The sequence below is a fragment of the Bdellovibrio bacteriovorus str. Tiberius genome, from assembly GCF_000317895.1.
In the GTDB taxonomy this organism is placed as follows: domain Bacteria; phylum Bdellovibrionota; class Bdellovibrionia; order Bdellovibrionales; family Bdellovibrionaceae; genus Bdellovibrio; species Bdellovibrio bacteriovorus_F.
Genome location: NC_019567.1, coordinates 464,972 through 486,132, shown reverse-complemented (window position 1 = coordinate 486,132; position 21,161 = coordinate 464,972). Strand labels below are relative to the sequence as shown.

Annotated in this window: 22 protein-coding genes; 6 read left to right on the top strand and 16 right to left on the bottom strand. The window is 51.5% G+C overall.

The features are described 5' to 3' along the window. Positions 1 to 13 precede the first annotated feature (13 nt). Positions 14 to 778 (bottom strand): substrate-binding periplasmic protein, encoded by a 765-nt coding sequence (locus BDT_RS02395; protein WP_015089668.1) that lies wholly within the window; start codon positions 776 to 778, stop codon positions 14 to 16. 233 nt (positions 779 to 1,011) lie between these two features. Between BDT_RS02395 and BDT_RS02390 the strand changes: the two genes are divergently transcribed. Then, a complete protein-coding gene (locus tag BDT_RS02390; RefSeq protein WP_015089667.1) occupies positions 1,012 to 1,272 on the top strand; it encodes a hypothetical protein in 261 nt (86 codons plus the stop codon). Positions 1,273 to 1,490: 218 nt separating this feature from the next. Here BDT_RS02390 and BDT_RS02385 read toward each other — a convergent pair whose 3' ends face one another. The 6 genes from BDT_RS02385 to BDT_RS02360 all read right to left on the bottom strand — a co-directional run bounded on the left by BDT_RS02385 (position 1,491) and on the right by BDT_RS02360 (position 7,300). Continuing rightward, entirely contained in the window at positions 1,491 to 2,561 is a 1,071-nt protein-coding gene (locus tag BDT_RS02385) for a hypothetical protein (RefSeq protein WP_015089666.1), read from the bottom strand. Continuing rightward, positions 2,558 to 3,931, bottom strand: coding sequence for a CFI-box-CTERM domain-containing protein (locus BDT_RS02380; RefSeq protein WP_148278674.1), 1,374 nt, complete (start codon positions 3,929 to 3,931; stop codon positions 2,558 to 2,560). Before BDT_RS02380 ends, BDT_RS02385 begins: the two co-directional genes overlap by 4 nt. Positions 3,932 to 4,081: 150 nt before the next feature. Next, a complete protein-coding gene (locus tag BDT_RS02375) occupies positions 4,082 to 5,089 on the bottom strand; it encodes an aspartate-semialdehyde dehydrogenase (protein WP_015089664.1) in 1,008 nt (335 codons plus the stop codon). Beyond that, complete coding sequence (gene pssA, locus BDT_RS02370; RefSeq protein WP_015089663.1) at positions 5,073 to 5,930, bottom strand: CDP-diacylglycerol--serine O-phosphatidyltransferase; 858 nt, start codon at positions 5,928 to 5,930, stop codon at positions 5,073 to 5,075. Before pssA ends, BDT_RS02375 begins: the two co-directional genes overlap by 17 nt. A gap of 72 nt (positions 5,931 to 6,002) precedes the next feature. Continuing rightward, entirely contained in the window at positions 6,003 to 6,590 is a 588-nt protein-coding gene (locus BDT_RS02365) for a diacylglycerol/polyprenol kinase family protein (RefSeq protein WP_226987909.1), read from the bottom strand. Between the two features lie 206 nt (positions 6,591 to 6,796). Next, positions 6,797 to 7,300 (bottom strand): hypothetical protein, encoded by a 504-nt coding sequence (locus BDT_RS02360; protein ID WP_015089661.1) that lies wholly within the window; start codon positions 7,298 to 7,300, stop codon positions 6,797 to 6,799. 138 nt (positions 7,301 to 7,438) lie between these two features. On the opposite strand from BDT_RS02360, the gene BDT_RS02355 reads away from it, so the two are divergent. Beyond that, positions 7,439 to 8,497: a hypothetical protein gene (locus tag BDT_RS02355; RefSeq protein WP_051026257.1), complete on the top strand. Its 1,059-nt coding sequence runs from the start codon at positions 7,439 to 7,441 to the stop codon at positions 8,495 to 8,497. Between the two features lie 33 nt (positions 8,498 to 8,530). Here BDT_RS02355 and BDT_RS02350 read toward each other — a convergent pair whose 3' ends face one another. Both BDT_RS02350 and BDT_RS02345 read right to left on the bottom strand, forming a co-directional pair. Beyond that, complete coding sequence (locus BDT_RS02350; protein ID WP_041576891.1) at positions 8,531 to 8,935, bottom strand: ExbD/TolR family protein; 405 nt, start codon at positions 8,933 to 8,935, stop codon at positions 8,531 to 8,533. 2 nt (positions 8,936 to 8,937) lie between these two features. Further along, on the bottom strand, positions 8,938 to 9,567 hold the full coding sequence (locus BDT_RS02345) for a MotA/TolQ/ExbB proton channel family protein (RefSeq protein WP_011163060.1): 630 nt from the start codon (positions 9,565 to 9,567) through the stop codon (positions 8,938 to 8,940). Positions 9,568 to 9,727: 160 nt separating this feature from the next. Here BDT_RS02345 and BDT_RS02340 point away from each other — a divergent pair, with 160 nt between their 5' ends. Beyond that, complete coding sequence (locus tag BDT_RS02340; RefSeq protein ID WP_235046231.1) at positions 9,728 to 11,455, top strand: sulfatase-like hydrolase/transferase; 1,728 nt, start codon at positions 9,728 to 9,730, stop codon at positions 11,453 to 11,455. Between the two features lie 9 nt (positions 11,456 to 11,464). Here BDT_RS02340 and BDT_RS02335 read toward each other — a convergent pair whose 3' ends face one another. The 6 genes from BDT_RS02335 to BDT_RS02310 are packed head-to-tail and all read right to left on the bottom strand — an operon-like array spanning position 11,465 to position 18,225. Beyond that, positions 11,465 to 12,151: a hypothetical protein gene (locus BDT_RS02335; protein ID WP_015089657.1), complete on the bottom strand. Its 687-nt coding sequence runs from the start codon at positions 12,149 to 12,151 to the stop codon at positions 11,465 to 11,467. Between the two features lies 1 nt (position 12,152). Continuing rightward, a complete protein-coding gene (locus BDT_RS02330) occupies positions 12,153 to 14,177 on the bottom strand; it encodes an FHA domain-containing protein (RefSeq protein ID WP_015089656.1) in 2,025 nt (674 codons plus the stop codon). Beyond that, the gene (locus BDT_RS02325) at positions 14,177 to 15,304 is read right to left on the bottom strand and encodes an FHA domain-containing protein (protein WP_041576887.1); all 1,128 of its coding nucleotides are present in this window, start codon (positions 15,302 to 15,304) and stop codon (positions 14,177 to 14,179) included. Before BDT_RS02325 ends, BDT_RS02330 begins: the two co-directional genes overlap by 1 nt. Then, positions 15,304 to 16,977: an FHA domain-containing protein gene (locus BDT_RS02320; protein ID WP_041576885.1), complete on the bottom strand. Its 1,674-nt coding sequence runs from the start codon at positions 16,975 to 16,977 to the stop codon at positions 15,304 to 15,306. Before BDT_RS02320 ends, BDT_RS02325 begins: the two co-directional genes overlap by 1 nt. Beyond that, positions 16,964 to 17,311, bottom strand: a complete 348-nt coding sequence (locus BDT_RS02315; protein ID WP_041578229.1) for a DUF192 domain-containing protein — start codon at positions 17,309 to 17,311, stop codon at positions 16,964 to 16,966. The genes BDT_RS02320 and BDT_RS02315 overlap by 14 nt, the downstream gene beginning before the upstream one ends. 5 nt (positions 17,312 to 17,316) lie before the next feature. Continuing rightward, positions 17,317 to 18,225: a type II secretion system F family protein gene (locus BDT_RS02310; RefSeq protein ID WP_200859547.1), complete on the bottom strand. Its 909-nt coding sequence runs from the start codon at positions 18,223 to 18,225 to the stop codon at positions 17,317 to 17,319. A gap of 28 nt (positions 18,226 to 18,253) precedes the next feature. On the opposite strand from BDT_RS02310, the gene BDT_RS02305 reads away from it, so the two are divergent. After that, on the top strand, positions 18,254 to 18,832 hold the full coding sequence (locus BDT_RS02305; RefSeq protein WP_015089651.1) for a Maf family protein: 579 nt from the start codon (positions 18,254 to 18,256) through the stop codon (positions 18,830 to 18,832). A gap of 79 nt (positions 18,833 to 18,911) precedes the next feature. Then, positions 18,912 to 19,787, top strand: a complete 876-nt coding sequence (locus BDT_RS02300; protein ID WP_015089650.1) for a polysaccharide deacetylase family protein — start codon at positions 18,912 to 18,914, stop codon at positions 19,785 to 19,787. Between the two features lie 77 nt (positions 19,788 to 19,864). Here BDT_RS02300 and BDT_RS19150 read toward each other — a convergent pair whose 3' ends face one another. After that, the gene (locus tag BDT_RS19150; RefSeq protein WP_158320218.1) at positions 19,865 to 20,395 is read right to left on the bottom strand and encodes a hypothetical protein; all 531 of its coding nucleotides are present in this window, start codon (positions 20,393 to 20,395) and stop codon (positions 19,865 to 19,867) included. Positions 20,396 to 20,494: 99 nt separating this feature from the next. Between BDT_RS19150 and BDT_RS02290 the strand changes: the two genes are divergently transcribed. Beyond that, complete coding sequence (locus BDT_RS02290) at positions 20,495 to 21,154, top strand: YggS family pyridoxal phosphate-dependent enzyme (RefSeq protein WP_015089648.1); 660 nt, start codon at positions 20,495 to 20,497, stop codon at positions 21,152 to 21,154. The last annotated feature ends 7 nt before the right edge of the window (positions 21,155 to 21,161 follow it).

Below are 21,161 nucleotides of genomic sequence, written 5' to 3'. Positions count from 1 at the left end.
GCACCTGGGGGATCTATCGGAAGTTTTCCAGAGGGATGTCTTTTCCCAGCCAGCGCAACATGATGCGGGCATAGTCGTCGGAGGCTTTCAGCTTTCTTAAACCCCGATCCAGCTTTTCACGCAGCTCGCGGCTTTGCGGATGAGAGCGGGAAAAGTGAACATAGATAGGCTCATTGCTCAGCTCTAAAACTGTCGCCACTTTGCCGCGGAACTGCGGGTTTCTTTCCAGGTAATAGTACAAAACCATCTCATCAATGGCAGCGTAATTTATCCGGCCAGTCACCACCAACTTCAAAGAAGTCATGTCGTTGGCGGTGAAGTGTTTCAGGATCTTTTTGTTGTCGTCGAATTCCTTCCCGAACGGAAAGCCACTGGGCAGAGCCACAGTTTCGCCTTCAAGATCGCGAACGGTCCTGATTGTCCTGGTCTTTTTTACATGGCGGTTGGTGACAATCAGTCCACGGCTGCGGAACAGGTGCTCGTCAGGGAACGAATACTTTTCAACCAGCTCCTGATTTTTGGCCGAGTTAAAACAGGCCGGTTCTTTCCCGATGGCGGTCAAAGCCAGACAGCGCAGATAAGGCACCTGCAACAGCTCTATTTCAGAAGACTCAAGCTCAAGCGCCGCACGCACCAGATCCACCGACACCCCCTGCAGACGTCCGCCTTCCACATAGGAAAACGGCGGCCAGTTGTCCTCGGCAAGGACACGATAGCTCTTGGCCTGCGCACAAGCGCAAACCAGCAGGATTGATAGAATCCACCACAGACGGGTCAAACAAAGCTCCTCTGAATTAAATAAGTAAATACAAAATAGTTTTAAAAACCCCTAGTTACTTGTTGGAAATCAAAGCCCAGCGGGTGGATCTGTGTTCCGCCAAATTTCCGTCCGTAATGATTGAAATCTGGTAATTACCCTTTTTTCACAAGATTCACGGGGAATTGACGGCCCCCGGTGAAAGGCGTATTCCCTGTCCCACTTTTTTAAATCAAAAAATAAGGAGTTATTCCATGAAAGCTATTTTCGCAGTTTTGATGCTTGTTTCCGGTTCCGCATTCGCAGCCCCATCTGAAGTTGTTTCTTCCCGTATTTCTGACGAGTACTATGTAGACTTCATCAGCTGGTGTGATTCCAACAACGTAATGGGCCAGGACAGCCAAGGCCAAACTTACGTAAAATACAACTGCTCTGAGTACGCTCAAACTTGCCGCCAGACAGTTACTCACCGTCACAACAGAACTCTTTACTTCGCAGCTTGCTCTGACAAATAGTTCTGATTCTTCAAAATTGAAGACAAAAAAAGGTGCTCTCCGAAGGAGGCACCTTTTTTATTTCCCCGATCCCAACCCTCAAACCGAGCGCCAGCGGCTGGTCAAAAGGGTCCATATGCAAGGCGGAGGTGGGCCCTCGCAGCGCAGGCGTGCTCCAAGCACGTCGAAGCGAGAAGGCCCGCCGACAACGCAGTCAGATGGGCCCTTTTCACCAGCCGCTAGTAGTCGACGGTTACGCCGGCGCCGATGATTCCGCCTGAAAAATCGACGTCTTCGCTGAACGTCTGCAACTGGCGGTATTCCAAAGACAGCCACAGGTTGTTGATTCCGTATTCAGAGCTCAGGGTGAAAGCGGTGTCGTCGCTCATCGCCGCGATATTAAACAGCATGCCACCCGCGCCGTACACACCCGGCGTTCCCACCAGGGACGGCGACTTTCCGTCGTCACGAATTTCAGCCACACCGATATAAGTGCCACCGGCAGAAACATACGGCGCAATCCACTGACGATCACTCCACTCCAGACGATACACCCCACCCACATTGATCGGAATCGCCAGGAAAGAATATTCTTCCTTCGCTTCCTGATTCGGGAACTGTGGATCCGGGGTGATAAAGCGTCCCTGGCCCGTGGCATACATCAATCCAAGACCGACTTGAACACCCAGACTGCCATAGCCGTTGAACGGCTTCCATTCATAATCAAACATGAACATCGCCTGAGACGATCCACCGTACATGGAATCATAGTTCGTCACGCCATCGGCCGAATCAATCTTCGGAGGATCCATCATCCCCACACGGAAAGTGCCGGACTCTTTGGATGCCGAAGGCGGCTTCACACGATAAACGTAGGCGCCATCTTTGGTGATGGTCATCAGACCCTTGGCTGCCTGCGGATGCTGGATGTATTCCACCCCGCCGCTCTTGGACTTGCGAACCACTTCGACCTGCGGAGTTTTCTTCACCGGAGCCACTTGTTGAGTTGGTTCTTCCGGGATAACAACCGGAGCCGCTTCTTCAACCACTGCCGGGGTTTCTTCCTCAAGCATCAGATCTTCTTCGATATTGGAATCACTGGGGGTCTGTTCGTTCAGATTCACGGTGCCGGATTCTTTGGTTGGAGCGGCACTTTGAATCTCGTCCTCGATTTGCAGGTCTTCACCTTCAAATTCGGTTTCTTCCTGAACGAACGGCGGTTCTTGCGGAGGACCCTGTTCCTGGGCCTTGGCAGCCTGGAAAGACACAACCGCCAGCAGAACTACAAAATATTTATGCCAGGCATTCACGCTTCACCCCGTGTTCTGCGACCGACGACAAAACGACGGTACATTTCATAAACGGACACACCTGTCAGAACTGCAAACAGCAAAGTCGCCCATAAACCGAAAGTCACACTCAGGCGGGCAAAGAACAGCAACGGCCACAAAGCTGTGCGCACCGCCGATTTTGCGAATTCATTTTCAGCGATCAAATTGGCATAGAACGGACTGTGCTTGTAATAAAGTTTAACAAACTTGGTACCGACACTGTTGCTCAGAAGGTATTTGTTGCGGAAGTCACGGAAGCTTTGAACTTCCGGGGCCATGTCGCTGCCAAAAGCTGCGGTGGCGATAAAGCAGCTTTTGTCATCCAGAAGGCCGACAACTTTAGAAGGTGTCGCACACAGGCTGATTGCATCCACTCCACCGGTTGTTCCTGGCAGTGGGGAATAATAAGAGACAATTCCGGTCTTGTCCTGATTGGCCATGACCATGCAATAGCGGATGTCATTTGTTAAACCATCGATGCGGTTGTCTCTTTCCGGATCGACCAGCTGAATATAACCAGAGGCATTTGAGATGCGCGCGATGGTGGTGTTGTCGTCTTCACCATCCAGCTGTTGTTCATAGAAGAACACCGGACCTGCGTATTCAATTCCCGGAGCCGTCGTTGCTGGATAATCCGGAGATCTGCGCAACTGATCGGCGTAAATCTTTTCATCCCCACGATAAGAACTGAAATAGCAATAACCCGATCCTGCCAAAGCCGTGTCGTCGTCCGTCGGACAGTTGGCGTAAACCCAGTCTGACCCATCGGTTTTCGCCACACGACCCATCACTTTGAAAGTCATCAGGTCATTGGTGGTCGTTGAATCGGTCGTGGTTTTAAAGCCCACAGAAAGTTCACCACTGAAATCCGCAACACATCCACCGCTTTGACCCAGCTTCTGGCACAGCTCACCCCAGGTGACCTGCACATTCAAAATACCATCAGCCAGAGTTGGATTGATGGAAGGGGTCAGCGTGTCTTCACCCACTTTAACAATCGCATCGGCCAGTACGGCTGACGTGTTGCTGGATTGAACGCGGATCGTGATACGAAGATTGTTATAGGCATTTTTCTTATTGCACGGCCATAGCTTGGAACTGGAAACCGTTTCACCGCTGCAGCTGTCACAAGTCGCGGCCGAGTTCGCATCGGCAGTACAAGTTCCGGCAAAACCCGCATACAGCGTGGTCTTGGTTTCAGTTGTTGCCAGGTCAATGCGAGAGGCTCCATCCACAGAAACAAGTGTGATCGTGGCTAAAGCCGGCGCGGAAAGCAGCATTCCCCCCAACAAGGTGGAAAGTGCAAAAGTTCTAAGGTGATGCTGATATCCCGTCCATGGAAGTCTCATCCTTTAATCGAACCATGCTAAGGTCCGGAAGTCAAAAACTGCCCCCCGCCCCGACCTAAGTCGGCACAGCCGGGCAGAGCTGGAGCGCCGGCAGGCGCGCAAGCTGAAGCAGCTTCAAATTAAAAAGGCCATCGTCAGATGGCCTTTTTATCAGCTAAAGAAGATCTTTTCCGCGATCTGGATGCCGTTCAAGGCAGCTCCTTTGCGGATGTTGTCAGAAACGACCCACATCAGCCACATCTTGGGATTTTCCGGATCACGGTGAACACGGCCCACATAGACCGGGTCCTTGCCAGAAACATCGCGGGCTAAAGGATAAACGCTTTTCTTGGGTTCATCCTGAACGACGATGCCTTCTTGCCCGGACAATGCCGCCAGAACTTCATCACGGCTGACGGATTTGTTCAAAGTCACCCAAACGGATTCACTGTGAGCATTCAAAGCAGGGATACGCACGGCGAATGCGGACACTTTAAGATCTTTTTGACCCAAAATCTTACGGGTCTCTTTCATGATCTTTACTTCTTCGCTGCTGTAGCCTTCGTCGTTGAAGGAACCAATTTGCGGGATGCAGTTGAACAAAATCGTGTGCGGGAAAGTTTTTGGATCCGTTGGTTTTGGATGATTGGACGTCTGTTCGATCAATTCATCATGACCGCCCTGACCTGCTCCGCTCACCGCCTGGTACGTGCTGACACGCACTTCTTCCAGACCGAATTTTTCAAGCAGAGGTTTCAATGCCACCACCAACTGAATTGTGGAGCAGTTTGGATTGGCAATGATCTGAGGTTTGGAATCCTTGTTCACCAGATCGCCGTTCACTTCAGGAACGATCAACACGGTGTTGGGATCCATGCGAAAGGCTGCCGAGTTGTCCACGGCAAAAGCCCCTGCTGCCACGGCCTTTGGGGCCCATTCAGCAGAGATGTCGTCTCCGGATGAAAAGAAAACCAGATCCAGCCCGTCAAAGCAGCCGTCCTTCAAAACCTGGCAAGGCCATTGCTGACCTTGCAATTCAATTTTCTTACCCAGGGAGTTTTCTGAAGCAAAGGGGCGCAGTTCTTCAATGGGGAAGCTGCGCTCTGACAGGATGTTCATGAAGGTTTGGCCGACCATTCCGGTCGCGCCCACCACACCGACTTTAAGTTTTCTTTTCATCTTTCTTCGCCTCTTCTTCCTCGTCTTCGAGGACCAGATCGCTTTCATGCACAGATGCAGGAGCGTACACGCTTGGCTTGATCTTACGGATGTTTTTTCCAAGTTTGAAGACACCGAATACAGCGCCCAAAACCGCGTAAGCCATGAAGAGAACGAACAGCATTACTTCCGGACGAAGTGCCACGACAACCAGAACACCGACACCCAGAATCAGGTAACGGAACGGCAGACGCTCTTTCAGATCCAGATCTTTAAAGCTGCGGAAGCGGAAGTTGGAAACCATCACCAACGCCAGCAAAATAGTCATTACCAACAAACCATAATTACCCAGCGGCTCCAATTCCAGATCCTGGAATGCCAGAACGGAGGAAGCCACGATACCCGCCGCCATTGGAATCGGCAGACCCTGGAAGTAGTTCTTTTCAACCACGTTCGCCTGAACATTGAAACGCGCCAAACGAAGAGCACCGCAGGCTACGAACAGGAAGCACGCCACCCAACCCAAACGGCCGAACGGTTGCAAAGCCCACAAGAACAACAACACACCCGGAGCCATACCGAAGCTGACCAGGTCACACAAAGAATCGTATTCCGCACCAAACTTGGAAGTCGAGCGGGTCAAACGCGCCAGACGGCCGTCCAACTGGTCAAACACGGCTGCGACAACGATCGCGTAAGCTGCGTAAAGATAGTTACCTTTGATGGATTGGATGACCGCAAAGAAACCGGAAAACAAATTCCCCGTGGTCATCAAGTTTGGAAGAATATAAATGTACATCGCCAAACGCTGAGCTTTGGCATCGTCGGAATCAATTTTATCAAGATGAGTATCAGTAGCCATTTTTCGTCCACCTAAGCTAGAAAATGTATGCGGCTGGAAAGGCGGATGGGCCCTGCTCCAGCCTCAAAGACATTAGCTTACGGCTGCGAAAAATCCAAAGAAATAAAACAGGATAGTCAATCCGACAGCGCTCATCAGAGGCAAAGTCAGATTGTCATCAAGCTTGGCGATAGGAATCAATTCTGCAAAAGCCCCAACCAAACCGGCAAACAAGCTGACCACAATCAGACGATCCATAAGGTAATTATGGTAGATCAGATAAATGAACGTGACAGCTGCGCAAACAAAGAACGCCGCCATGAATCCTTGAATGGATTTATGACCGAAGATCTTGTCTTTGCCGTAAAGAATCCCGAAGTAGCTCGCGATTGGATCGGCAAAAGCCAGGAACAACAGCGTCAACGCCACGATCGGACGAGGGAACAGGATATTAACAATCAAAACACCGCTGAGCAGGAAGGTTGTTCCCGCCAGTTTTTTCACTTCGCTTTGACGCATGATGGGCTTAAATGCGTGCATCGCCCAGTCATTCAAAGCAGGGTATTTCAAACGAAGAAAATCAAAAGGAACAAACAGACTCCACGCGACGATCAACACGGTCATGGAAACAGCCGGTGGCATGTACACATAAGCCAGGAACATCGCGAAGACTCCAGACATATGCCAGATCTTTCGAGCATAATGAATGTCCGAACGTTTTTTTAGATCCACAGGTTGGGTCAATCCTTCAATTAGCATCAGTATAAATCCACTTATTGTCCGCGCTTCAACGCAGGGACGGGGGCTAACTTAAAGGCAGAGTAACTGAAGATCAATTTAATTGATCTTACTCTAGCTGGATGCATTAAGATGTTGATTTTAAAGGACTAAATCTGGCTGGAGTGAACCAAAAGGACTTCCTCGACAGCCTTCCCGGAACGTTCACGATAGCGAATCGTGATTTCATTATCGCCCTTTTTAAGCTGGATCAGATCCGTTTGATATTTGTCAGTACCACGCAGGAAAATAGAAGCCGTGTAACCGTTGCTCTTATTAATGATCTCTACGTCGCCTTCCTTGAAGCCACGCAGACAGTTTTTACCCTCGAACTGGACATAACCGCTGTCCACGCTTAACGGGCTCAGGGCTTTTTTTGCACAGCTCAGATCAAACTGCGTCAGACGGCTGACCGCCGCCACTTTAGCACTCGGAATGCTGGCGGGTTCTCGGCCCCCGGCAAGTGCGGGTGCATTGGCTGTTTCAAACACCTCTTCTTCCGCCACGACAGCTGAATCCTCGGTCAAATTCATAAACGTCGGAATTCCCAAAAGGAGAACCAACACGAAAGTGACTATAATGAACTGAGTGTCTGAAGGTTGTGCTTTAAACATACCTTTTAATCATCGGAATACCGGCGCAGGACTTTAGCTGTGTCATTTTGAGATCCACCGATCAAAAAACAGCCAATTTGCTTTAGTTTTTCCACATTTCTTCCGTATTAAAGTCCAGGTACTTGGGGGAAAGTAACTATGAATGGCCGTATTCTTCGGAAAATTCGGAATTTTCGCGTCCTTTCGGCGTTGATCATCGCTTCCCTTACTATTGTCAGTTTCCAAAACTGTGCTCCACAAAATTCATTTTGCAGTGGCGAATGCGCTGAAGAAGGCTCCAGCACCGAGGCTTCCAAAGGCAGCGGCAGCAGCTCGGGCGGCCGCACCGATATTTGGGGCTCCCGTCCCGGCGGCTCTGGTGGCGTGAATATGGGTGGCGGCTCCAACTCTTCAGGTTCTGGTTCCAGCTCTTCCACGGGTGGCGGTGGCGCCGTCAATATTGGTGGTGGCGGCAGTGGCGGTTCCTCCAGTGGTGGCGGCATCAGTACTGGCGGAGGCAGCTCTTCCGGCGGCAGCGGTTCTTCCGATGGCACCTTCCGCATCACCCGTCAGCCTGAAGGCGTCAGTGTCCAGGAAAACGGCGACTTCCAATTGGATGTCACGATTGCCGGGGGAACTCAGCCTTATTCTTATCAATGGTATGTCAACAGCAAGGCCATTTCCGGCGGCTTTGGCAACTATGCGTTCTATTCCGGCAGTGCTGACAGCTGGAAAAACGAAGGCACCTATTATGTGATTATTAAAGACTCCAAAGGACAGAGCCTGCAAAGCACGATGGCGCGTGTGACGATTCTTGAGCCCACCGTGGGTTGCACTGCCGGCAAGTACTTCACTTTCACCAACGGCACCTACGATCAGGGATACAACTATTTCACTGAGTTCTTTGATGGTCCGCGCGGGAAATTCCTGCTGCATCAAAGCTATGACATTTACAATATGCTGTTCCCGTATCCCAGCTACAGTCAGCTGACTTACTTCAACGTTCCGTCGAACTTGAACTATCTGGACAAGACCTGGATCAGCTGCCGTTCAACGATTCCGCGCATTCACACACCAGCGGTTAATCCGAATTACTATGATTACGGGGATCGCTATGATGATACGTCTGAATGGAAGTATGACGGCAATATCGCCTTTGAGTGCCGCAACAAGAAACTGAAGATGATTTCAAACACCTGCAAATGGGTGCGAAGATAAAAAAAAGGGCTCTTGAAGAGCCCTTTTTCATTTCTATTTTTTATCGATACTGATCGCGAACTTTTTGACCCCGGACCCTTTGACGATATCCAGAAGTCCGACCACTTTTCCGTGCGGCACATCTTTGTCCGCTGAAATGATGGCCTGAACATCCGCGTTCTTGCCCACTTCTTCCGTGGCTTTGGCGCGAACATCCTCTTCCGTCACGAAGGTTCCATTCAGGTTGATGCGTCCGTCAGCAGTCAAAGCAATATTCAGCTTGCTCGGAGCTGTCTGATCACCGCTGGCTGCTTTTGGCAGATTCACGTTGATCGTGGGCTTCATAAACATGGGTGCCGTCACCATGAAGATGATCAGAACCACAAGAATGATGTCCACGAGCGGAACGACGTTAATGTCCGCTATGGCTTCATTATTGTCGCTGTTATTAAATGCCATTTTTAAACACCTTTTTTCTTAGCGTAAGCCAGGCACAACTCTTTCACGCTTTCCAGATTCTGGAACACACCACGAACCTGTTTGCTGTAATAGTTGTACGCGGCCACCGCCGGGATCGCCACGAACAGACCCGCTGCCGTTGCCACAAGGGCCATAGAGATACCCGCCATCACCGTCTGTTGACCCGCTTCAGGAGCTGTCGCCAGATCGTTAAAGGCTTTCATGATACCCAAAACCGTACCGAACAAACCGATATACGGAGCATTGGAACCAACTGTTGCCAGGAAACCCAGGAATTTTTCCAGCTCTGGACGCTCAGTCAAAGCAAAGGTGTTGAAGATTTCAGAAAGACCTTTGCTGCCAGCGTCTCTCATGTGCTTCAAAGCGTAACCTGCGGCACGGCCTTCGATAGAGTTTGGATCTTTCGCCAGATCCTCCACGTCTTCAAGGCTGTTACTTTGAAGTGCCAGCTTGATGCGAGCGCGCACTCTTTGCGACTCTGCGGAGATTTTCTTCAGGGCAAAATAACGCTCCAGAATCATGCCGATGCTCAATACGCTGAGAACAAGCAAGATCCACAAAACGACCTGATCCGCCAAGTGAGCAATAGTAAATATCTTTTCCGTGAGCATGGGTGATTCCTCCAAATCTTTGACTGCGCTGTCTAATTGATCCATTATCACTAAAACCATTACATACGGTCAAGGTATGCGGAAAATCATTTTAACTCTCACACTCTTCCTTCTGAGTTTGGTCCAGCTCTCGTGCCAAACAAAAGACAGGAACTCTATATTGATCATCGCGGTGGACGAATTGACCATCAGCGACGTCAATTGCAGTCAGGATCCTTCCGAGAGGTCTGGTTTTCAATTACTTTGCAGTGAATCGGTCCGCTTCACTCATGCCTTTTCCCCATCACCGTTATCAGTTCCGGCGTTGGCCTCCCTGCTGACGGGTCTTTATCCTTATCAACACAAGGTTCGCCACAACGGTGGTCCGGGCTTGGCTGCCGAAGTCGAGCTGGCTTCCGAGGTCGCCTTGGATCAGGACTACCGAACCAGCTTCTTTTCTGGGGGCGCCCCCGTCTTTCGTCGTACCGGGCTGAATCAGGGCTTTGAACTTTTTGATGACAATATAGTTCCCAGCTTCCGCAGCCTGATTCGCCCTTTTAAACAAAATGCCGATGCTTTTCGACAATGGGTTTCTCAGGATGTCGGAGGTATGTCCTTTTTCAGCGTGATCTATGTTCCGGATTTGCTGTTCACCACAACTGAGACCCTGACGGATCTGGGCGAAGCCCGCAACTTAAGCTTCGAAAGTCAGCGCGAAGAACTTGATGAAAGCCTTTTTGAACTGTTCCAGGAACTGAAATCCAGCGGCCACTGGGACAGCACCACTATTTTCCTGGTCGGCCTGAACGGGCACACCGGCAACGATCGCCCTAAAGAACTCAGCTCCATGAACTTGCACGGTGAAAATACCCAGGTGGCGTTGTTCATCAAACCGTCCCAAAAGAAAAAGCGCGACGAAGCCATTCACTGGAAGATCGATCAAAATGTCAGCTTGGTGGATGTCGGGCGCACGCTGTTCCATCTATTGGGTGAAAGCATCGTGGATCAGGCACCGCAATCCTTCCCGGCACAGTCACTGACTGAAGTGATGAAAAGTGCCACGGCCACTTGGCCGGAAGACCGTCCATTGCTATTGGAATCCGGGTGGGGTCTGTGGCGCAAAGCCGGTCCTTTAAAAACAGCAGCGATTTCCAATCACGTTCTTTATATCAACGATGAAAAGCCCCGCCTGTACAACACTCTGGTGGACCGCTTTGAAACAAACCCATTGCCGCTGTTGCAGGAAAGTATTTTGCCAACCACGCAAAAGCTGCAAAACCTGCTTTATCGCAATCAGTTCGTGTCCTTCCCGCCCCTGCTGTCGGAATGGACCACCAAACTGAGCCTGCCCTATTCCCGCTGGATGCGCGCCGATCAGGAAGATCTGCTTTTGAAAGATCTGAAACGCCTGCAAAGCCAGCAACCCGGCAGTCTGGATCTTTTGAACTGGACAGCACAGATCGCCTTGAACCGCAAAGACTGGGATACTTTAAAGCAACTGGGTCAGAAAAATAAGATTTCAACCTGGCAGTTTGTCGCGGAAAAAAATCTGAATATAAAAACCGCGAAAGTCACCGATGCCTGCTTTGATCTGGTGACGGTGAAGACCATTGGCACTGACAATCTGAAAAACTGCAACGATGCACTGTTTTTGGAATGGATCGACTGGATCCGCGCTGATGCCCGCGGACTTTCACGCGAAACCCAGCGCAAGCGCTTTGAAAGATCCTTCCGCAACTATATGATGGATCAGCAGATTCAGCGTAATAACATTGCCGCCGGTCTGATCTGGGATACATCCCGCGACAATATCTTCGCCCCATCGCGCGTGGAACTGGCACTGGCATTGCCGGAGTTTTCAAAACTGCGCAATCAGGTTTACAAGTCCCTGACGATCGAAGAACTTTAATTTCCTGGATTATTCGGCGGAAACGTCGATCAGACCCAGCCAGAAGGGCGAATCCGGATCTTCCTGAATCATGCCCGTGGTGACAGAGCCCAGATCCAGGGAATCCCCGTCACGGGTCCACAGGGTCGTTGCCACACTGGAACTTGCCAGCAGAACCAGACGATCCCCTTCGTTCACGTAGGTATGTCCGCACTGAATATAGCAGGTCGGATCCAATCCCAAAAGCTGGGAAGGCAAAGGTGGCAAAGCCTGCGGTCTTGGCAGTTCGCTGGACAGATCCTGTCCGATCGACAGCGGTTGCAGCCTTTGATTTCTTCTTTGAATGAACAAACTTGGACAACCCACATGCGCCCACGCGACTTGCGGGCCGCGTTTGAAGATCGCCATCAGCTCCACGCCGGAAAAATACTCTGCACGGTTTTCACCGCGATAAAGCAGATCATTGGCGATCAGAATCCCGGTGCGCACATAGTTCACTTCATCCGAAAGACAGGTCAGAAACTCAAACGGGGAAGTCACTTCCACGTCCGCTTTCGCCGCGCTGACATACTTCACCACTTCATCCAGGGCTCTTTGGGCGTGTTCAGGCTGCCCCCATGAGGTGGCAATCACAAACAGACTGCCGTCATCTTCACGATGAATGAGCGGTTTGGGACGAAGAATCTTGGTGCTGTACGAGCGCTCCTGCAGTTTCACTTTACAATGCTCCGTATTTTTTCAACTTGATGTAAGCCTTCTTGTAGTACTCACCATCCGGGATATCCAGCTCCAGGATCTTTTTCCACTTGTCCTTGGCGCCGGCCTTGGATTCGCCGCCATCGACGTTACCAAAGCTTTCTTCCAGGATGCCCTCCTGATACAGCGTCATCATCTGCTTGCGCAGTTCCGTTGTGTATCGTTCAATGCGGTCCGGAAGTTCATCATTTGTAGGATCCAGACTGCGCGCTTTACGCAAAGCCTGAATCGCCCCTTTCAGATTCTGGGCCTGATAGTTCTTTTCAGCCTCGGCCTGGAAGCTGGCCGTTTTCGAATTCATCATCTGACGAATTGAAGCGATATTGCGCTTAGCCTGACCTTTATAGCCACTTGGATCCGGAAGTTTTGATTCCAGCACCTTTTCATAAGCGGCAATGGCATCCAACGGTTTGCCTTTTTTGTGCACCCCTTCAGCCCAGCCATACAGTCCGCGCATCTTCGACACCAGGGACTGGTAAGCGGCTCTTTCAGCCTCTTTCGCCTCGCGCTGGGCATTGAGCATATCGACCTGGGATTTCAGATCAAGAATGCGTGGATGCTCTGGATTGAACTGCAGAACGGGACTTAGACAATCTTCCATCTCGGCGGCCGTGATAGCTGGATTGATTTTCTTCTGACATTCCACAACCTGCTTTTGGATTTTATCCTCAGCTTCGGCTTTGGCTTTTTCAATTTCATCCTGACGACGCTGCTGTTCCTGAATGAAGATCGCCTCTTTGGACAGACGCTCGATCTCGCGGATGTCCTCGTAGTCCGGGATGATCTCCTGGATCTTTACGATTTCATCCTGGGCCAACTGGTATTTACCCTGCATGTACAGATTCTTCGCGTCTTTATAGCGCTGACGAACCAGGGCCTGCTGTTCAGGCTTCAGTTTCGAGAACAGCTCTTGCGGCGAACCCGGAGCCATCACCTGACCCGGCTGCGCAGGAGGAGCAGACTTTTCCCCGCCGCTGAACAGATACGCCACGGCCAAAAGCACCACCGCACCCACAATCAGCTTCGGACGGTGTTTCTGGAAATCAAATTTACCCGAAGCCTGCGGCATCTGCCCTGGCATCGGCGCCCCCATGCCCGGATACTGCATCGGCTGTTGATACGGCATCGGCGGCATTGCCCCCTGATACGGCATCATTTCATGGGACTGCTGCTGATATTCCATGGGTACGTTGTCATAGCTGGTTGGCACCAGCGGACTTGGCGGAGCCACATTCACCATTTCCAGACGGCTCTGGAAACTGGCATCGTGCAATTCAAAATAAAGATAATTTTCCAGCACACTGATCGCGTCCCCGGACTTGATCGGCGTCATGTCCGTGGAAGAAATCGGATTGCCGTTTAAAAGCGTCCCATTCACGCTGCCCAGATCCAGAATCACAAACTGGGATCCGGCACGGCGGATTTCAAACTGACGACGGCTGACTCGCTGATCGCGAATCTGGATGTGACAGGTCGAATCCCGTCCTGCAATCCAGGCGTCACCCGCATCAAGGCGGATCATCTCTTTGGTGTCATTCTGAGCATCAACAATCTTGATGAAGGCCGCGGTCGGCGCCACCCCAATCATGGTTTTTTCATCGCTGCCGTCGAATGATTCCGGTGCGGAACCAAGGACTGCGGGCAGGTTTTCGCCACTGTTCATGACGGGAGCTTCCTGATACACCGGCGCTTCCGCCACGGTATTCAGGAAGTCAAATTCGTAAGGAGGCACGGTGAACATCGCCCCGTGCTCAAGCTGGAACTGCTGAACCTGTTCGCCGTTATGGATCACTTCACCATAACGGGACACAACCTCGACATTCCAGCTGCCATTGAAGAAAACTTTGAAATGCTCGCGGGAAATGCCCTTTTCCGGCTGCAAAACGATATCACAGTCCTCTTTGCGGCCAGCCACATAAGAGCGGTCCTCCGTCAGATTCACTTCACAAACTGTTTTGCCACGCAGGCGCACGCGCAGAAGAGCCATTAGAACCTGCCCTCCAGATTAAGCGTGCACTCTTCATAGAACTGCTTGGCTTCCTTGAATGAAGGATCGTCCTTGCGGTGCTGAAGCATGGTCATCACGTTGGAATAATTCGACTGGCACATTCTCCAGTTCTTTTTCTCGCGGTATCTGTTGCCTTGAATCATGTTGAATTTCACCAGCTCGTCAAACTTGATCTTCGAAAGATGGAAATACCGTTTTGCCAGCTCGTTGTCCGGATCCAGATTCAAAACAACCTGGAAAGCCTCGCGCGCACGGGCATACTGGCCCTGCTGGAAGTCGCGGAAGCCCTTGATGAAGTTTTCCTGAGCCCGGCGGTATTGAACCGAGTCGTATTTTTCTTTCTTGATGGTCAAAAGCTCCTGCGACCGCTTTTCAGCTTCAGCCACGTCCGCCATGGACAAAGCAGAAGTTCTGAAAGCATTCGGGTCTTTTTTGTTCTTATTGCCGGAGTCCGACAGGAAGAACCACGCTGCCAAGCCCACGATGGCGATGATTCCATAGAATCTTGCCTTCGGATTGGAAAGCAGTCCGCCACCACCGGAGGGGCCACCCATCGGCGCACCCATGTTGGGCATGCCGTGATTCGGAGGTGGAGTATACCCACCATAAGCCATCGGCTGGGCCGGAGGCATTGAAGGATTCGGCATGGCCGGCATCGGACGAGGCTGTTGATAAGCCGGCATCTGCTGCGGACGCGGCGGAGTCGGCGCCGGGAATGGATTCGGCGTCAATAGCGGAGACGGAGTCGCTGCTGGTGTTGGCGGTGGCGCCTGCACCACTGGCATGTCGACTTTGAACAGAATTTCTGTCTCACCAATCTGAATCACCGAATCGTTCGTAAGAACTTCGGATTGAACGCTCTGGCCATTGACCATAACGAAGTTTTTCTGACTCAGATTGACGAGCACAAATTCATTGCCACGCTGTTTGATTTCCGCGTGCTGACGACTGACGCGCGGATCCTGGGAAAGGACAATGTCGTTTTCCGGACCACGGCCCATGGATACAGAAGCCTTTTCAAAAGAAAGCTTCTGACCAATATGCGGGCCTTTGATAATCTCAATATCAAACTTCATGGAATCCTTCACCTGAGGGGCCGCGCTCATCACGAGCCTCCTTCAGTTGGTGACACTGTGATCACATAATAGTCCACTTCCTGACCTGTGCAGAATGCCTGACAGCTCAGAATACAAAGATGTCCGCTGAACTCGAGCTGATCGGTGTGGATGCCGCGTGGATTTTCACGGGAACGCGCCACCAGACCTTCGATGTTCTGCTGCAAAGCCACATCGGGGATTGCTTTGTACATCTGCCCCTGAATCTGCGCCATTTCCGCACGAGCCACCTGCAGGAACGACGGATTGCAGGAAATAATCCGGCCTTCCTTCGCGATCGCCACACACGGGTAGCCGATCATCTGCATCAGATTTTCAGCCTCGCCGTCCTTGTTCACAAATCCTGCAGCACCACCGCCCTTGTCGGTGTCACCGTTGATATATCTTGTCAGCAGACTGTTGATATTGCCAATCAAGGCCTGCAATGGCGGGAACTGGAAGTCCACCACCGTATTGTCGGTCTTTTCACGCATCGCCGCGTCCAGCTGCGCATTCAACGTGACCAGCGGATATTCAATCAGCTTGTACATGAAGAAGAACAACAACAGACCAATCAACGATGCAATCACCAGCGTCTGCATGAACAGACTGATCGCCCGGCCGTCATCGAAGGCCAGACTGCCGATATCATAAAGCACAATCGCATGAGCCTTCACCGACTGCTCGCCCGTGTTCGGATCAAACAGACCAATGGGGAAGCTCGCGCCGATAGTGGATGAATCCACTTCAACGGACTGTGGGCGCATTTCCCGGCGGGCTGAATGCACAAACGGCAGATCCGGTGTGGTTCCCGCGCGCGAAGCCGGAGCCAGGATCATACCGTCAGACTGCTGCACAATCAGAACCTGCTTCACACCGTCTTCGGATTCCGCCGCGTTGGTGCTTAAGGATGAATAGCTGTTTTGCAAAAGAGCTGCCTGATTCAATGTCGCCACGGTGCGGGCAATGGAAGCGGCCCGACGTTTACTTTCATTGATGATGCTGGCGCGGGTGATCTGCACCATCGGGATCATTGAAAGCAGCGTTGTGGAGAAGATGAACATCACCACAAAGCCCAGCAGAACCATTTTCATTTCCACAAACTGTGGAAGCTTGTAAACCCCGGGCAAAGCCACGCGGTCCATATATTCATTGAATTTATCCACCAGGCCTTTGAAGCCACCCTGCTGGAAAGCCGGGGCTGGCGTCGGTGCGGGGCCTGCGCCCGGCATCCCCATACCTGCCATTGGCTGCGGCATCCCCTGAGGCATGCCCATGTTCTGCTGTGGCATACCCATGTGCATAGGTTGCGGCATCTGCGGAGCCGCCCCACCCCCATAATATGGCATTGGTGCCTGCGCACTTGGCTGTCCCTGCGGACGCTGCGCACGGGATTCCTGCGCCGGGATCACATCGGCAATCACATCGTGAATGCCCAGCTTGTCACCCAAACGCATCACACCGCTCTGCACACGGACACCATTCAGGTAAGTACCGTTGCTGGAACGAAGATCCGTCACAACAATTTTGTCTTTGAATACAGAAATCTCGGTGTGTTCTTTGGAAACACCGGAACTGATAAGTTTTATGTCACACTGAGGAGCCCGACCGATGAGGTTCCTCCCCATCTTCAGCTCCAGCACTGAACCCGCCTGCGGGCCGGACAAGATTCTAAGCGCCCACATAAAGTTGATCTCCCACGCTGACATTCCCGTTGCTGACCGTACCTGATGCCATCTCTATCACCGAAGCGGCTCCCCATACCGGGAGCACCAATCTCCAGGGACGCACGTCCCTGCGGATCGCACGCACCTTAAGATTTTTATCCACAAACACGCAATCAATCGCAAACTTCATAAAGAAAGTGTGGATGCTGTTGCAGTGATGAATCCACAACGCCTTTTCAGCCGGCAGATTTTCGCGGCCCAAAAGACCTTTGCCACGGCTCATGAAAGTGGAAGCCACTTCCAGATCCGCAATCAAAGTTTGGTTGTTGGTTGTATTCATCAACTTAGCCATCACTGTTACTTTCCACCATACATAAATGAAACCGCCACCGGACCGAAAACGATGATGAAAACCGCCGGCAGAATGAACAACATCAGCGGAATCAGCATGGTCTGGGAAGCCTGGGCACCGGCTTTCTCGGCACGGACGAATCTTTCCAGACGCATCTGCACTGACTGGTCTTTCAGGACCTGGGAAATACTGGCACCCGTGGACTCTGCATCGATCAGAACCGCCACAAAGCTTGTGATCTCGTTCATGTCCAGGCGCTCGGCCATTTCCTTCAAAGCCTGCGCCTTGGAGGAACCGATTTTGATATCTTTCAAAACAATTGAAAACTCTTCCGCCAGCACACTGTCCGTGCCGTTGGCTTTATCCACGATCTTCTGGATCGCCGAGAAAAAGTCCAGACCCGCTTCCACCGACAGCGCCAGCAGATCGATGAAGAACGGCAGGTCCGCGCGCACTGAAAGCTCACGGCGCTTCTTTTCACCGCGTGCGTGAATCTGCGGCAGATAGAAACCAATCAGACCCATACCCACCACAACCATCGGGGACAAACCCAGCTGCAGCGAGAAGTTCATGACCAGCAGGAAGATCGGGAACATGATCCCCCACAGGAACTGCAACCCGATGAATTCATCCTCGTTCAGCTCTGATGACAGGCCCGAGGTTTTGATGAACTTGCGAACTTTTTTGCGATAGGATTCACTGCGAATTTTCATCGCGTGCTGCAGGGTGAACTGATGCACCAGCGGACGCGAGAAATTGATCACCGGGTTTTTGGATTTTACCGGTTCATCATTGTTCGCCCATGAAAGCTGCTGCTTGTCCGTGTTACTTGCAAAGATGGAACTGACAAAAAGGAAGACCGCAACTCCTGCGAGCAGCAATCCCAGAATCAGCATTAACTCTGCACTTCCCATTTTCGCCTCTTCGTGTTCAAGTATCCTCATGAAACCAGCATTGATCTTGGCCTCAGAGTCACCGCGCCGAAAACAGCTTCTAAGTGAAGCGGGTTTTTCATTCGACGTGGTTCCAGTTAAAGTATCGGAAATTCCTAACAAAAACCTGAATGTAAACGATCAGATTTTAGATATCGCCAGACGAAAAGCGAGTGCGGCTTTGCCCCTGCTAAAGTCCAGCCGTACAGACGCGTTTATCGTGCTTTGCGCGGACACAGAGGTGATTTTCGACGGGGCCCCCCTGGGTAAGCCCGCCGATCGTCAGGATGCCTACCGGATTCTTAAACTTTTGTCGGGTAAATATCATGAAGTCATCACGGCGGTGTGCCTGGTCGAGTCCAGCACCGGCAAGGAAGTGTCTCAGACTGAGACCACAAAAATTCACTTCCGCAATCTGACCGATGATGAAATCTGGACCTACATAGACACCGGCGAACCGATGGACAAGGCCGGTGCTTACGGGATTCAGGGTCAGGGCGGAAAATTCATCGAACGCTTCGACGGCCCCTTCGACAACGTCGTGGGACTTCCCATCGAGCTGGTGAAAAATCTACTGTCCAAATTTTAAACACTGAAAGATCTCTGGGGCCTTCGGCGCATCCTCTGTTATGGTGCGCCTTTCAGCTTTTAACCGGAGGTCTTGATTCATGAAACGCCCTATCGCTTTGGCCCTGTCCGCTCTGACATTGACCGCTTCTCTGGCTCACGCACAGGAAGAAGTTCTGCCACAAGCACCCTCCAACGAAGAACTGATCGAGCGTCAGACGACTGAGGGTATGAACAAGTCGATGGAAAAGATCCTCAAGCAGCACGGCATTGAGTGGGGCATCTTCGATAAATTCAAACCGAACCGCTGCAAGTACGCCATACAGATTCCTGACTCTGTCACTCGCGGTACGATCGCTCTGACTTTCGATGACGGCCCGAACCCGGAAACCACGCCTTTGATTTTGGATGTACTGAAAGCTCACGGCGCCAAAGCCACATTCTTTATTTTGGGAAGCAAAATCAAAGGCAACGAAGCAATCCTGCGCCGTATGGTGGCGGAAGGTCACCAACTGGCGAATCATTCTTACAGCCATCCGAACTTCCACGAGTTGAGCTCTTCGCGCATGAACTCTGAAATCTCGCAAACCGACCGTCTGCTTCGCACGGTGGGCACGCCAAGATTCTTCCGTTATCCCTACGGAAACTCGACATGTTCCAGCAACGAGCTGGTCAGCTCTTTGGGTTATGTGAACGTGGGTTGGGATATCGATACTTGTGACTGGGCCTATGCTGACGGCCAGGTCAGCGACAAAGAAAATGCAACCTGCCAGGCTCCGCAAAGCCTGCGCCGTGACTATGCCGGCTATGTCGCCAACGCTGTTGCACAAACAAACGGTGGCGTTCTGCTGATGCACGACATTCACCGCAACACCGCTCAAAGCCTGGATCGCCTGATGACGATGCTGGAACAAGACGGCTACCGTTTCGTGTCCCTCACCGACCGCAACATCTTCCCAAAACTAAACCGCCGCTAACCCCAAAAGGTACCTGCTTACTTTTGCAGAAGCCCTGCATAAAACGCGGCGCTTCTGCAAAAGTAAGCAGGTACCTTTTAGATTCTTAAAGGATAGGACTGTGATTGCAGTCCTATTTTTTTTAGATATTCGAATATTTCGCGGTCAGCAATGACTGAATAACCGCGAATTTCTTCCAAGATCCGGGTCCACGGGCGCTGATCCCAGAACTTCTTTTTCAGTTTTCGTGTTTTACCCGCCCCCGTGATCATCAGGGCCAGCATCCCACTGACCGCACGAATGAACGGCGCAAAGGTGCGCCGCTTGCGCAGGCGAATCCGCACATGCAGACTTTCCCCCGCACAGGCGATTTCATTCAGCGAAATGCCGTACTTGCGCGCCTGACTTTTTAAAACTGTTTCGATGATTTTCTTGTTCTTCGATTTTTCAAAGGCCCATTCGCCCCGGGCTGATTCTGACGACAACACAACATGCATGGTTTTCTTCAAAGAAAGCGGCCGCGCCGTTTTGGCGTGGCTGTTTCTTAAAAGCTTACCCCCGAACTGCTTCGCAAGATGCAGACGGGGGTTATCTATACGGGTTGTGGCTCTTCGGGAGGAGCGTCTCATGAACCATGTTCTACCACCATTTCCGGTGTCGTCAACAAAAAAAGTAGCGATGGTATTTCTATTGGACATTTTCGCAATCGGAATGATAGGTTTCACGTCATGGCATTAAAAGAGATCATAGAAAAAGCAAAACCCGCCAAGATCCTGGCCGTTTCGAAACTTCAGCCGGCTGAAAAGGTGCGCGCCCTGCACGCCGAGGGTCAGCGCCTGTTTGGTGAAAATTACGTTCAGGAAGCCCTTGAAAAACAAAGTGTGCTTTCTGACCTTGCCGACATCCAGTGGCACCTGATTGGTCATCTTCAAAAGAACAAAGCCAAAATGGTCGTCGGAAAGTTCCATCTGATTCACTCTGTGGATTCCCTGGAACTGGCTCATGTGATCAGCCGCCAATGTGAACAAAAGGGCGTCACCCAGAACATCCTGATTCAGGTCAATCTGGCAGGCGAAGCCAGCAAAGAGGGCTTTTCCGCAGAAACCCTCGAAAGCCAGTGGGCTGAACTGACAAGCCTGCCCCATCTTCATATTTATGGCCTGATGACCATGCCACCATTAACCGAAACCGGGGTCGAAGTACGTCCTTACTTTGCAGAGCTGCGCCAACTGCGCGACCGACTGAAAGCGACTACGGACACGACAGTCCATCCACTGAGTGAGCTGTCAATGGGCACGAGTCACGATTATCCGGTTGCCGTTGAGGAAGGCGCCACAATCGTGCGCCTTGGGACTATTTTATTTGGCGAACGTCCCGCCAAAGGGTAGGATCACT

What these genes read in the sequence shown, in the direction of transcription:
- BDT_RS02390 (WP_015089667.1), top strand. Translation starts at nt 1,012, where the DNA reads ATGAAAGCTATTTTCGCAGTTTTGATGCTTGTTTCCGGTTCCGCATTC.
- BDT_RS02380 (WP_148278674.1), bottom strand. Translation starts at nt 3,931, where the DNA reads ATGAGACTTCCATGGACGGGATATCAGCATCACCTTAGAACTTTTGCA.
- BDT_RS02375 (WP_015089664.1), bottom strand. Translation starts at nt 5,089, where the DNA reads ATGAAAAGAAAACTTAAAGTCGGTGTGGTGGGCGCGACCGGAATGGTC.
- pssA (WP_015089663.1), bottom strand. Translation starts at nt 5,930, where the DNA reads ATGGCTACTGATACTCATCTTGATAAAATTGATTCCGACGATGCCAAA.
- BDT_RS02365 (WP_226987909.1), bottom strand. Translation starts at nt 6,590, where the DNA reads ATGTCTGGAGTCTTCGCGATGTTCCTGGCTTATGTGTACATGCCACCG.
- BDT_RS02360 (WP_015089661.1), bottom strand. Translation starts at nt 7,300, where the DNA reads ATGTTTAAAGCACAACCTTCAGACACTCAGTTCATTATAGTCACTTTC.
- BDT_RS02355 (WP_051026257.1), top strand. Translation starts at nt 7,439, where the DNA reads ATGAATGGCCGTATTCTTCGGAAAATTCGGAATTTTCGCGTCCTTTCG.
- BDT_RS02350 (WP_041576891.1), bottom strand. Translation starts at nt 8,935, where the DNA reads ATGGCATTTAATAACAGCGACAATAATGAAGCCATAGCGGACATTAAC.
- BDT_RS02345 (WP_011163060.1), bottom strand. Translation starts at nt 9,567, where the DNA reads ATGCTCACGGAAAAGATATTTACTATTGCTCACTTGGCGGATCAGGTC.
- BDT_RS02330 (WP_015089656.1), bottom strand. Translation starts at nt 14,177, where the DNA reads ATGGCTCTTCTGCGCGTGCGCCTGCGTGGCAAAACAGTTTGTGAAGTG.
- BDT_RS02325 (WP_041576887.1), bottom strand. Translation starts at nt 15,304, where the DNA reads ATGAGCGCGGCCCCTCAGGTGAAGGATTCCATGAAGTTTGATATTGAG.
- BDT_RS02320 (WP_041576885.1), bottom strand. Translation starts at nt 16,977, where the DNA reads ATGTGGGCGCTTAGAATCTTGTCCGGCCCGCAGGCGGGTTCAGTGCTG.
- BDT_RS02315 (WP_041578229.1), bottom strand. Translation starts at nt 17,311, where the DNA reads ATGGCTAAGTTGATGAATACAACCAACAACCAAACTTTGATTGCGGAT.
- BDT_RS02310 (WP_200859547.1), bottom strand. Translation starts at nt 18,225, where the DNA reads ATGGGAAGTGCAGAGTTAATGCTGATTCTGGGATTGCTGCTCGCAGGA.
- BDT_RS02305 (WP_015089651.1), top strand. Translation starts at nt 18,254, where the DNA reads ATGAAACCAGCATTGATCTTGGCCTCAGAGTCACCGCGCCGAAAACAG.
- BDT_RS02300 (WP_015089650.1), top strand. Translation starts at nt 18,912, where the DNA reads ATGAAACGCCCTATCGCTTTGGCCCTGTCCGCTCTGACATTGACCGCT.
- BDT_RS19150 (WP_158320218.1), bottom strand. Translation starts at nt 20,395, where the DNA reads ATGAGACGCTCCTCCCGAAGAGCCACAACCCGTATAGATAACCCCCGT.
- BDT_RS02290 (WP_015089648.1), top strand. Translation starts at nt 20,495, where the DNA reads ATGGCATTAAAAGAGATCATAGAAAAAGCAAAACCCGCCAAGATCCTG.